13 protein-coding genes are annotated in these 12046 nt (G+C 47.3%); 2 read left to right on the forward strand and 11 right to left on the reverse strand.

What is annotated here, in order from left to right:
• Positions 1–41: 41 nt before the first annotated feature.
• Entirely contained in the window at positions 42–1526 is a 1485-nt protein-coding gene (locus BN3261_RS11370) for a polysaccharide deacetylase family protein (protein WP_330383266.1), read from the reverse strand.
• Positions 1477–1680: a hypothetical protein gene (locus BN3261_RS17750; protein WP_173741147.1), complete on the reverse strand. Its 204-nt coding sequence runs from the start codon at positions 1678–1680 to the stop codon at positions 1477–1479. Before BN3261_RS17750 ends, BN3261_RS11370 begins: the two co-directional genes overlap by 50 nt.
• 94 nt (positions 1681–1774) lie before the next feature.
• Between BN3261_RS17750 and BN3261_RS11375 the strand changes: the two genes are divergently transcribed.
• Positions 1775–2215 (forward strand): type IV pilin, encoded by a 441-nt coding sequence (locus BN3261_RS11375; protein ID WP_059086292.1) that lies wholly within the window; start codon positions 1775–1777, stop codon positions 2213–2215.
• Between the two features lie 99 nt (positions 2216–2314).
• On the opposite strand, the gene BN3261_RS11380 is transcribed toward BN3261_RS11375, so the two are convergent.
• The 9 genes from BN3261_RS11380 to BN3261_RS11420 form a co-directional block, all read right to left on the reverse strand.
• Positions 2315–2761 carry a YwiB family protein gene (locus BN3261_RS11380; protein WP_021653071.1) on the reverse strand — a complete coding sequence of 149 codons (447 nt, stop codon included), beginning with the start codon at positions 2759–2761 and terminating at the stop codon, positions 2315–2317.
• A 32-nt stretch (positions 2762–2793) separates the two neighbouring features.
• Entirely contained in the window at positions 2794–3615 is an 822-nt protein-coding gene (gene murI / locus BN3261_RS11385; protein WP_021653072.1) for a glutamate racemase, read from the reverse strand.
• A 56-nt stretch (positions 3616–3671) separates the two neighbouring features.
• Positions 3672–3911, reverse strand: a complete 240-nt coding sequence (locus tag BN3261_RS11390; RefSeq protein ID WP_021653073.1) for a hypothetical protein — start codon at positions 3909–3911, stop codon at positions 3672–3674.
• 105 nt (positions 3912–4016) lie between these two features.
• Positions 4017–5702: a GerAB/ArcD/ProY family transporter gene (locus BN3261_RS11395; protein WP_059086933.1), complete on the reverse strand. Its 1686-nt coding sequence runs from the start codon at positions 5700–5702 to the stop codon at positions 4017–4019.
• 5 nt (positions 5703–5707) lie between these two features.
• Positions 5708–7204 (reverse strand): spore germination protein, encoded by a 1497-nt coding sequence (locus BN3261_RS11400; protein ID WP_022427304.1) that lies wholly within the window; start codon positions 7202–7204, stop codon positions 5708–5710.
• Between the two features lie 141 nt (positions 7205–7345).
• Positions 7346–8047, reverse strand: coding sequence for a GntR family transcriptional regulator (locus BN3261_RS11405; protein WP_022427303.1), 702 nt, complete (start codon positions 8045–8047; stop codon positions 7346–7348).
• Complete coding sequence (gene ispE / locus BN3261_RS11410) at positions 8037–8918, reverse strand: 4-(cytidine 5'-diphospho)-2-C-methyl-D-erythritol kinase (protein WP_059086293.1); 882 nt, start codon at positions 8916–8918, stop codon at positions 8037–8039. The genes BN3261_RS11405 and ispE overlap by 11 nt, the downstream gene beginning before the upstream one ends.
• A 90-nt stretch (positions 8919–9008) precedes the next feature.
• A complete protein-coding gene (locus BN3261_RS11415; RefSeq protein ID WP_059086294.1) occupies positions 9009–10577 on the reverse strand; it encodes a DUF3794 and LysM peptidoglycan-binding domain-containing protein in 1569 nt (522 codons plus the stop codon).
• A 3-nt stretch (positions 10578–10580) separates the two neighbouring features.
• Complete coding sequence (locus BN3261_RS11420) at positions 10581–11036, reverse strand: protease complex subunit PrcB family protein (protein WP_022427301.1); 456 nt, start codon at positions 11034–11036, stop codon at positions 10581–10583.
• A 215-nt stretch (positions 11037–11251) separates the two neighbouring features.
• Between BN3261_RS11420 and BN3261_RS11425 the strand changes: the two genes are divergently transcribed.
• Positions 11252–11992 (forward strand): lysophospholipid acyltransferase family protein, encoded by a 741-nt coding sequence (locus BN3261_RS11425; RefSeq protein WP_022427300.1) that lies wholly within the window; start codon positions 11252–11254, stop codon positions 11990–11992.
• The last annotated feature ends 54 nt before the right edge of the window (positions 11993–12046 follow it).

Consider the following 12046-nt stretch of genomic DNA (forward strand, 5'->3'; position numbering starts at 1 on the left):
GCCCCTTTCTAAAAGTCCCCTCGTATCTCCGGATATGACCGTTACATCGGCGGTACCGGTGTCGGTCTTGCCGGATCAAAAACATCTTTTACGTCAAAAAGATCGGATAACAGTTCCGGGTTATAATACATACGGTATCCATCCAGATTTCGTCTTCCCTGACGGAAGTACCGATCCCGGATCTGTACATAATACTGGCTGGAATCCACGTTGCAGTAATAATTATATCCCTGCCCCTTCAGATATTCGAATTTATCCCCGGAATACTCCTGGTCATTGGTAATGTCGGTTCCAAAAGCAAAAATGATAACATCCGTTCCCCCGATCAGCGGATCTACATTTTTCTTGAAACGTTCGGTATCTGCCTGAAGCTTCTCCAGTGTGACCTGTCCCACATTCTGATGTCCCCAGGTATGGCTCGCAAATTCCCAGCCTTCTGCCTTCATGGCATCGGCAACCTTTTTTGCGGCTGCCCGTTCTTTTTCCAGGCTGAAATCCGGATGTGCATCCAGCCACTGTACTTTATTTTCATCCAGATCTGCCGGACGGGTCTCATAGCTTTCGTCGGTCCGGTATCCCAGGATCCCGTTGTATCCGGTAAGTGCCAGGATTCCTTTTGCACCGCGGTATGAGAAATCCGGATGCTTTTCCACAAAACGGTCGATCAGCGGAACCATGTCGTAATCTCCCACGGATACGCTTCCGTCATCTTCCACATATTCATTGCGGATCTTTCCTTTATCATCCACGATCAGCTTCGTGGCATAGCCGTCACCGTCCATGTAATGATAATAGCATACATCATCCTGTGAGAGGACAAACGGCGTTTTCCCAGGCGGAAGAAGGATCTCTCCCTCTGTGATATTCCCGTTGTCGTCTGCCTTTGCCATGTCCTTGATGCTTACCATCACATAGCCCTTGTCATACATGGTCTGCGTGATCTTGTTAAACTCATCAATGGTTGTCATGACCTGATTATAATCTGCTTCTTTGTAGTCTCCGTCAAACGCTTTGGATGGATCCTTGATCAGAATATGATAAAAGACATGTGTCACCTTTTCAAGGGGCCATGCCGTACAGGTTGCTTTTATGTCTTCGTATTTTTTTGCAGCTGCCTGCATCTTCTTATCCGAATCATAGGACGGAGCCTTTTTCAGAAGATCGATAGCTTTGTCATAGTTATACTGACTGGCCAGAAGCTCTGCCTCTGCGAGAGTATCTTTGGAAGCGGTCTCTGTATTTTTAGTACCTGCTTCTAAAGCTTTTTCTCCGGAAACGGTCTGTTCTTTCTGTTTGTCAGAAGAAACTGTCTTCTCTTTTGAAGCCTTCTCACTTCTGCCCTTCAGCGCACCGACTCCTACTGATGCCCCGACTGCGACGATCATTGCCGCTGTTATGATGGCCAGACGTTTTCTGCGTTCCTTCAGCTGGCGCTTTCTGCGGCGTTTCAATATCTCTTTCCGCCATTCTTCGTACTCAGGAGTTCCCATTTCCGGTCGGGTTCCCCCGGGCTTTTTCTCTTTCATATAATATTTCCTCCATCTCTGGTTTATCCATTACATATGTTAGCTCAAAGATAGTTATGTCCTGTATTCTCTGCAGCATACACAGATGAACTGCATCGTAATCATTATAACTGGTAACTGCTGAAATTTCCACCGTTCCACCTGTCTTTTTCACTTTTTTAATTGCCTTTTTGACGAAACAATGCTAAAATGTTGTTTGCGTAATGTAACCGATTGCGAAACAAATATATATACAGGGGGATTCTCAAATGAGTACAGTTACCATCGTTCTTCTGGTCATCCTCGTTATTCTGATCGCAGCAGTGATCGCACTCTATTTCTTCGGAAAAAAAGCTCAGAAAAAACAGGACGAACAGCAGGCTCAGATCCAGGCTAACAAGCAGACAGTTTCCATGCTGGTCATCGATAAAAAACGGATGCCGCTGAAAGATTCCGGACTTCCACAGATGGTCATCGACCAAACACCTAAGCTTATGCGCCGGTCCAAGCTTCCGATCGTAAAAGCCAAAGTCGGTCCGAAGATCAGTATCCTTATTGCAGATGAAAAAGTTTTTGATCTGATCCCGGTCAAAAAAGAGATCAAAGCTGAAGTCAGCGGTCTTTACATCGTTGGCGTAAAAGGAATCCGTGGTTCTCTCGAAGCACCACAGAAGAAGAAAAAAGGCTTCCTCGCAAGATTCCGTAAATGATCAGAATCCAAAACAGCCGCCATGCTTTCAGGAATTCCCCTGATGCACGGCGGCTTTTCTTATGTAGTGTAATTATATATCTTTTATTTTCTGCAGGATCTATAAAACAAAATCCTTGCAGTCTCTTGGCTGTACCTGGATTGCCAGATAGCAGTCTGCCACATGTTCTTCATTCATATCCAGCGCATAATCTGCTTTGATCTGAAGGTTCTCTTCGCTTTCCGTCAGCTCCAGATTCGTAGCTGAGATTCCCATCTGAAGTGTTCCGTAAGGGGTAGTATAATAGGTCATGTTTTTTTTGCCCTGTTCAAATACCATGTGTACATTGACCAGTCCCTTCTTGCTGACCTCCAGACCCTTTCCGGATACTTTTATGTAATTGATGGTGGGTTCTGCTGTTTCATCCAGCAGTTCCTCATATCTGAGATAATGAGAACCATTACGGAAATAATACTGTCCCGGAACAATGATCTCTATAGGTTCCTGATCCCCCTGTGCATCCATCATCTGAAGCCCTCTTACATGGATCAAAACTTCTTTCTGCATTCTTTTCTCCTATCATTTATGTACAGATCTGTTTAATATTTTTCGATATCGATCTTCTGTGTTTTTTCTACGTTATACGGCAGGATGGAATTGGCAAAATCCTTAAACTTCTCTGCAAGATCACTTACATAAAAGCGATACGGGAATTCCTCCTGTGCTACCTCATTGCTGGCAAGATCCAGTCTGGAGAGCAGCTTTTTAAGCTCCAGCGCCGTCTCATATGCAGGATTCACAAGGCAGACCTCCTCACCCATGATCTTGCGGATGGTAGATCTTAAAAGAGGATAGTGCGTACATCCGAGGATCAGTGTATCGATCTCCTGCTCCTGCAGCTCCTTCAGATATCTTCTGGCAACCTCCTCGGTGACCGGATCATGATACCAGCCCTCTTCTACCAGTGGAACAAACAGCGGGCACGCTTTTCCGATCACGGTGATCTCCGGATCCAGTTCCTTCAGATAAGAGGCATGGATACCGCTTCCTACCGTGCCCACCGTTCCGATAATGCCCACCCGTTTATTTCTGGTTTCCTGGGCAGCAACTTTGGCACCGGCCTCGATCACTCCAAGGATCGGGATATCCAGTTCATCCTTCACCGCATCCAGAGCAAATGCACTGGCTGTATTACAGGCCACCACAATGGCCTTCACCTTCTGTTCCTGCAGAAAATGAATGATCTGGCGGGAATAACGGATCACCGTTTCTCTGGATTTGCTTCCATAGGGAACTCTGGCTGTGTCTCCGAAATATACGATTTTTTCCGATGGGAGATTGCGCATGATCTCCCGGGCTACTGTCAGTCCTCCGATACCGGAATCAAACACACCCACCGGTGCGTTTCTGTCTATATTCATTGATCTTATCTCCTGAAATAATTAATCGAACGTGATTGGTCCGTTGAAATATTGTATCACCAATCCAGGGCTTGCGCAAGCCAGAAGGATATCTTCACCGGCTTATTTTCCCCGTTATCCTCTGCTTTTTCAAAACAGAATTCCGGGTAGATCGTTCCCCACCAGGCATAAAACTGTGGCTGCCGATCACCGGCAGTTCTTCTCTCCCAGGTACTCCCTGCAAGGATCACTGCCGTGAGCAAAAGGAACCCTCCTGCTTTTTTTAATACATGCTTCTTCATTTTTATATGCTCCATGAGCAAGCCCTCCTGTCAAAAATCTTCGGATGATCTTATCCAGAGATATACTGTACGATTTATCGTACTGATCATCATCTGTATTATTAACAGTCCGGCTCCCATCTATTCATTACTGCCGTAATCCACTTCCAGAAGCTCACCTTCCACCCATATCTCCGGAAGCCAGGGCAGCGTTCCATCCTGACAGAACTGATGATATACCTCCCGCAGAGTCACACCCTTCTTCTGCTGCCCGGATGTGCGGTTCTCCTGAATTCCCTGAAGGTATTCCCCTATGGAGCTTTCCCGGGCTCCCTTCCATTGAAAAACATCTCCCAGCATATCCGTCCGGAACACGTAGACATCCTCTCCGATATGCTCTTCCTGCTTCAGATATCCGATCAGTGCTTCCCGGGCTCCCTCTCCCAGGATCTGTTCATCCAGGATCAGCACTTCAAGATGACCCAGATCCAGAAATTTTTCCTGAGACCGGTTGTAGACTGCCTCGATCTCCTGAAAGTCCCGGCCGGAAAGAGTCAGCACAGAAATCGGATCTTCGTCCGGTTTTTCCTGTCCGGTAGCTGTACTCATATCCGGCATTGCATATTTCAGCACAAAGCCATTCTCTGAAACACCGGCCCCCAGTGCCAGCGGATAAGCTCTTTTTTCCGGTTCTACTGCCGCACAGCCTGATCCCGTCAAAGTGATGACCAGGACAAGTCCTGCCACAGTTACTTTTTTCTTCCGTCTTCCCCGGTTTTCCGTACTGAGAAAAAGCTGTATCACAAGCAGAAACGGCACAAAGATGTACCCCAGATACCCGCCATAATACTCCCGGATCCCCATCCCGTTTCTCTCATACAGGGAAAGCAGCCAGCCTGCTGCCGGGATCCAGTACCGACCGGTCCCGAATCCGGTTTTTTCCGCGATCTGATTTCCGTAATGAAACAAACTTCCCAGAGAAAACAAAAGTCCGAATACCAGAAACCCCATCCATATCACATCAAATCTCGCCAGTACGTTTCCCGGAAGATCTGCACCCTCCAAAAGAGGCAGTACCGGACAGATCTCGTTTTTAAGGCGTGCACCTCCAAAGACTGCCGGAAGAAGGAGCTGCATTCCAAAAATGATCCCGCAAACTGTAAGAAAAGCCAGGATCACAGGTTTTCTAGCACTTCCCTGTTTTTTTGCATACTCCAGCCCGAAGGGAAGAAGTCCTGCTCCTGAAAAAGCACACAAAAGTGTATACAGATCACGGAGCCATCGCTCTCCTGTAAATCCTGTTTCCGGATCTTTCATCACTTCCATAAAGTACTCTGTTTTTCCCTGCCCTGCACATAAAAGCATCAGAAGAAGGATCCCTGCCAGAAAAATCCTTCCGGACACCTCAGCGATCCGCCCTCTTCTCTGCATTCCGCGATGCGTTCCCAGACTACAGGCTGCAACTGCAAGAAGAGACAGCCATTTTCCGGAAATCCCGCTGATCAGACTTTCCGGGATCACCTCCCCCAGAAGGCCCGAAAGAAATGCCGAACTTGCGATCACATATACCAAAAAGAACAGGCCAATAAATCGTACAGTAAAACTTCCTGTCCTTTTGGAAAGCTCCCCATATGCAGGTGTCAGACGTATCAGCCAGATCACATAAAAAGAGAGCACTACGGCCGCAGCAGCTGTCCCTGCCATGGCACTGATGCCCAACATCGCTCCATTCTTAAACAGGCACAGCAGAAACGGCGCCGGAAACACCAGTATGATCTGCCGAAAAAGCTGTCTGTGGGAAATCCTGTTATTCTCCGCAAATCTCATAACCTTTATCCTTTCCGGCTCCATGGCCTTGTCCGAAGCCTGCGTTTCTGGGCATTTCTGGCATACAGCGGCCGGAATTTCCGCTTCCGGAAGGGCTGTCGCAAAATCCTTCCACCGGTTTCCGCCTCACTGTTCTTCTCTACAAAAGGTACCAGATATGGGACACCGAAGCTTAAAAGTCCTGCCAGATGCGCCATGGTGAGATACAGTCCCAACACGATTCCGAATATACCTAGAAATCCTCCCAGAAACAGAAAAGCGTACTTCAGAAGCCGGAATGCAGAAGCAAATTCCTCATTAGGTATAGCCAGTGATCCCAGTGCTGTCAGTGCCACGATGATCACTACCACCGGGCTGACAAGATTGGCCTCCACCGCAGCCTGTCCGATGATCAGTCCTCCTACGATCCCAATGGCATTTCCAAGAGCTCCCGGGATCCGCACACCAGCCTCCCGTATCAACTCAAAAGACAGTTCTAGGAACACCAGCTCCACTACACTGGAAAATGGAACGCCCTCTCTTGCCTGTGCAAAGGAAAGGATCAGATTCGCCGGAAGGATCTGTGTATGAAACCGGATCACAGCCAGATAAAGTCCGGGGAGCAGCGTTGCCACAGCCATGGCCAGATACCGGAGCACCCGCAGGAAGGATGCCATCTCAAAACGGTTGTACCAGTCTTCACTGCTTTCCATAAAACTGTTGAATGCTCCGGGAACCACCAGTGCCACCGGCGAGTTGTCACAGAGCAGAACTGCTTTTCCATTCAGCAGCTCCTGGGCAGCCCGGTCCGGCCGCTCCGTTGTCTGAAACTGAGGAAAGGGAGAATACCATGCTTCTTCTGTCAGCTGTTCCAGCATCCCGCTGTCCAGGATCCCGTCCACTGCAAAAGATTCCAGGCGCTCTTTCACAGCAGTCAGAAGCTCCTCATGGACCAGATCCTCCACATAAAGAAGCTGTACCACCGTATTGGAGCGTACACCGATGCTGCTCTGCTCCACCTTCAGCCTGGTATCCCGGATCCGCTTTCTCACAAGGGCCGCATTGGTTTTTACACTGTCACAGAAGCCCTCCTTGGAGCCTCTGAGGACCTTTTCCGTCTTCACCTCTGATACAGCCAACCCCGGATATCCTTTACTGGAAATTTTCATTGCTTTGTCGTATCCATCCAGAAAGAAAACTGCATTTCCCGAAAGAATGGCACCAAATACCTCCTCCATGGAAGACAGCTCCTTCACATCTGCAATTCCAAGACTGTTTCGACGGATAAATTCCCGGATCTTTTCCTCCGGGATCTCCCAGAAATGATTGATCATTTTTCCGATAGCAGAATCATCCAGCATCATGTTTGAAACCGCAACCTCAATATAGACCATCAGACAGTCCGCCTTATGTCCCTCACCAAGGCGCATGGGCCTGATCAGGATATCATCGCAGTTTTCACACCGTTTCCGGATATATGATTCATTTTCATGAAGAGATATCGATATCTTCCTTGTTTCCATAAAGCCACCATCCTTTGCAGCAAGTTCCCCCCCCCCCACTGCTTATTGCTTTTCGCAATTGAAACAGGGGACTTACTTGATTCGGTTAAAAAAAGAGATGCCCCAATGACATCTCTCTTAATATTCCCGCATATCCGGTTCTTATTCTTTTTTCTCGGCCTCTTTGGCCTCATTCTCCGCGCGGATAGTACGGATGATCGCTTTTCGTTGATTCTCCAGATGATGGAAAGAAATATCCTGCGCCTTTTGCACATCTCCTTCACGGATGGCTTTTACCAGTTCTTCATGCTCACTGACCAGAAGATTTCTTGTCTGCTCCTCCTTCAGATACTCTACACGATAGCGATACATCTGCTCACGGAGATTATTCAGGACCTGATTCAGACGCTTATTATCAGAAGCCTGATATATGATCTCGTGGAAAGCCACATCGGTTTCCGCCAGACGGACCAGATTTCCCTCTGCTTTTGTTTTTTCAAATTCCTTGGCTGCCACCCAGAGCCTTCCCAGCTCATCCTCTGTGATCAGCTTGCACGCTTTTTCTATGGCAACATTTTCGAGGGCGATACGCACCTCCAGAACATCGTTCAGATCCTTCTCTGTGATGCTGGCTACCTGTGCACCTCTGCGTGGGATCATCACTACAAGACCTTCCTGCTCCAGCTTGCGCATAGCCTCACGCACCGGTGTTCTGCTCACGCCAAGACGCTCTGCAAGGGCAATCTCCAGAAGTCTTTCGCCCGGCTTCAGCTCTCCCTTCAGGATTGCCTGCCGCAAGGTGTTAAAAACAACATCCCGAAGCGGCAGATATTCATTCATATCCACAGAAAAATCACTTGTCATTTGTAACTCCTCCATCTCTATTGTAAATATCCGTGGCAAATACAGTCTTTGCAAGCCCGCTCTTTCTGAGGCTTCTGGCTGCCGCGGCCATCTTATCCCTGTTATCAAAGATTCCAAACACAGTAGGACCGCTTCCGCTCATCACGGCTTTCAGCGCACCTTTTTCTTCCATAAGGTTCTTGATATTGCCGATCACAGGATACTGTCGGATGATCCCCGGTTCAAATACATTCTCCATTCTGTATGCCATGGCATACAGATCATTATTTCTGATAGCTCCGATGAGTCCATCGATGTCCGGATGTTTTCCGATCCCTTCCAGATTCAGATTCTCATAGGCTGTTTTTGTGGAAACATTGATCCCCGGTTTTCCTATCAGAACATAACATTTCGGAACTTCCGGAAGTCTGGTCAGCTTCTCTCCGATTCCCTCCGCAAGCGCTGTTCCCCGCATGATACAATACGGAACATCTGCTCCGACCTTTACTGCACGTTCCATCAGCTGTTCTTCGGTAAGTCCTAAATGGAACATCCGGTTCACACCCACAAATGCGGCCGCTGCATCGGAGCTGCCTCCTGCCATGCCTGCTGCCACCGGGATAAATTTACGAAGCTTGATGGAAAGTCCCTCTTCAACATCGAACTCCTCCATCAGCATCTGTGCTGCCTTATATACAAGATTTCTCTGATCTGTAGGAATAAACGGAAGATTGGTCGTCAGTACGATCCCCGGCCGTCTGGTCTTTCTGATATCCAGGATATCATACATACGGATGGTCTGCATGATCATGCGTACCTCATGATAACCGTCCTCTCTCTTTCCCAGAACATCAAGTCCGAGATTGATCTTTGCCATTGCTTTTAAACGCATAAGCCCCTCCATTTGTACTTTGTATACAGTATTTATACATGTATTTTATATGATTTTTACATTCTTTTCAACAGCAAAATATTCCACTTTTTATTTGATCTGACCTTCCACTTTTTTCACAACAAGAAGCGGAGTTCCCGGAGAGGGTTCCTGATTTTCCTTGAGAGCATTGATCGTCCGGATCTCCTGGATAGATGTGTGATATTTCCTTGCAATATCCCACAATTCATCTCCCGGTTTTACCATATAAACCAGGATTCCCGGCATAGCCTGGAGTTTTTTCATATCCAGTGGTTTTTCCTCTACTTTCTCAATGATAAATACCGGCTCTCTGGCAACTGCCAGAAGCTCCAGTCCTACAGTTGCCCGGATCTCGATCTCATTTCCATCTGCCATGGCTGCGGAAAGCTGCTCCAGCTTTGCTTTTAACTGATAACAGCTGTCCTGTCGGATCCCTCTTGCTTCCACCATATGGGAAAACGGTATCATTGCCTCCATGGAATAAAACGGCATATCATCATTTCCAATAATGTACAGGATCTTCAGCATGACTACGCCATCTGCCTGCACACCGTTCTCTACGATTCTGGTCTTATCGATCTTCACTTTTCCCTGACTGTGACACAGCTGGAGGACTTTTCCCTGAGTCTCCTTTACCTGGATCCTGTCACTGATCCTGCATCTGGAAAAATTACGTACCAGAAGCCGTTCCAGTACCTCATTCTTTCCTTCCGGAACACATTCACGGATCGGTGTATACACATCGGTAATAAGATCATATTCCTCTTCCCTGAAAAATTTCATATCCAGCTCCAGCACAACATCCGAAACAAGGATCCGTTCTTCCCCATCGACATCCGGTTTGGCCTCCAGACTCTGATGCATCACCGAAGCTTCGATCAGCGGGATCAGTTCCTCCGTGCAGTCCGGACATTCCACTTCTCCGGAAAAAGGCAGAGAATATTCCAGCCACTGCACCGGGGCTTCTGTATCTTCAGCTCCGTACAGCACAAAAACGGACAGCTCTCCTCTTGCCTTTACCACATTTTCCTCCGGTTTCAGATCCAGCCCCCGTATATCCATAGTATACCAGATCAGGCTGGCGATATCCGGACGATTGGAGGCAATGGTATACTCATCCTTGATCCGGAGTGTATCTTTTTTATGTACGGTAAGTCCCAGAAAACGGACTGTTTTTTTTCTGACGGATACCTCTTCTGCATCCAGCGCCACCGGCAGGCGGATTTGTTCTGTTTCATCCACAGTCGCACAAAAAGTTACCAAAGCTTTGATATTAAGCTTTCTGGAATGGATCAGGCGGATCGTAAGATCTTCAATTTCCCACTTCAGACACATTTTATCCCCGTTTATGATATTCTTCAGGTTCAAGGTTTCCTCAAATGGAAGTTTTGCAGTAAGACTGCTGACGATCCCTCTTTCTTCCCCCACATAAAGGATATCTACCTGCAGATTTCCCGTAAGAATACCTTTCCCGTCAGTAAGACGGACATCATCCATAATGATCCTGCCCTTATTCTGAATCAGTCTTCCTGCATCCGGTTTTGCATCCGGTACATTAAAATCCTCATCAAAAGTGATCTGACTTTTTGCCCTGCTTTTTTCCTTTAATATCTGCATGCTTTCTTTTTTTAATTCCACAGTCTATTCCCCTTTCTCCGACTCTTTTTTCACCGGACTGCTGCTTTCCCGGAACGTTACCGGCTTTTCCTGTTTCCGGGTTTTTATCACAATGCAGGGATAGGACGGAACTCCTGCCTCCTTAAGATCCTCCGGTCCAAGAAGTTTTGTAACAAAAAATATCCCATTCGAGGATTCTCCAAGCTCCTCTACCTGGATGCTGTATCCGCCACTCATCTGCCGCCCGTACCCTTTGGCCAGGTAAAGATCCTCTCCGGTTTCATAACTCAGCTGAAATTCCTTTTCCTTTTTTTCTTCCATAAGCCTGGAAAGCTCCGCCGGGATATCCCGGCGTTCCACAACGATGTAATCTACCGGTTTTCGTTCTTCTTCCTCCACCCGGACAAATCGACACCCGGAAAGCAGCAGTGCCAGCACGGCAGCTGTCAGCACGATCCGCAGAAATACTGCTTTTTTCATAATATAAGCCACCTGCATGATTCGTTACTGTTCACTCCGTTCTCAGTAACACGCTTTGCGGAAGATCACCAGTAAACAGTAACCATTATTCAGTATTTATTCTATGTGAGCAGGGAAAGATTTATTGCAACTATCGGATTTTCTTCGTATAATATAAAAATACCATCTTACTGCGGAACTCTCCGCAAGTATCTATAACAGAAAGGACAAAAGACATGATTCGATTCATACTTGTCTGTATCGTGGTGATCGCCTATCTGGTGCTGACCATTCCGGTTCTCCTTGTAGAATGGATCATCGGGAAATTTTCTCCCATGACTAAGGATATCAGCTCTCTGCGCATGGTACAGGCCATATTCAAATTCATCCTGTGGATCACAGGCGCCAAAGTCACCGTCATCGGCGAAGAAAACGTTCCAAAGGATCAGGCTGTTCTCTATGTAGCAAACCACCGAAGCTATTTCGACATCCTGCTCACCTACAGCCGCTGTCCGATCCGCACCGGCTATGTTGCCAAGAAGGAAATGGAGCATTATCCGCTGCTCTCCAACTGGATGCGCAATCTCTACTGTCTCTTTCTCGACAGAGAGGATATCAAGCAGGGTCTGAAAACGATCCTTCAGGCTGCAGACTATGTGAAATCCGGCATTTCCGTATGTATCTTCCCGGAAGGAACCCGAAATAAAAATGCTGATGAAACAGAAATGCTGCCTTTCCATGACGGCAGCTTCAAGATCGCGACCAGAGCCAAAAGCCCGATCATTCCTATTGCGATCAGCAACTCTGCCAATATCTGGGAGGCCAATTTCCCGAAGATGACACCTACACACGTAGTGATCGAATATGGCAAGCCTATCATTCCTTCAGAGCTTGACCGGGATACTCAGCGCCGCTTAGGTTCCTATACACAGGATATCATCAAAGAAATGCTGATCAAAAACAAAGAACTGGTGTGAACATCAAAAAAACCATATCTATGTCTGTTTTTCGACATAAGATATGGTTTTTTT

The organism is Blautia massiliensis (ex Durand et al. 2017) (assembly GCF_001487165.1).
GTDB lineage: Bacteria > Bacillota > Clostridia > Lachnospirales > Lachnospiraceae > Blautia_A > Blautia_A fusiformis.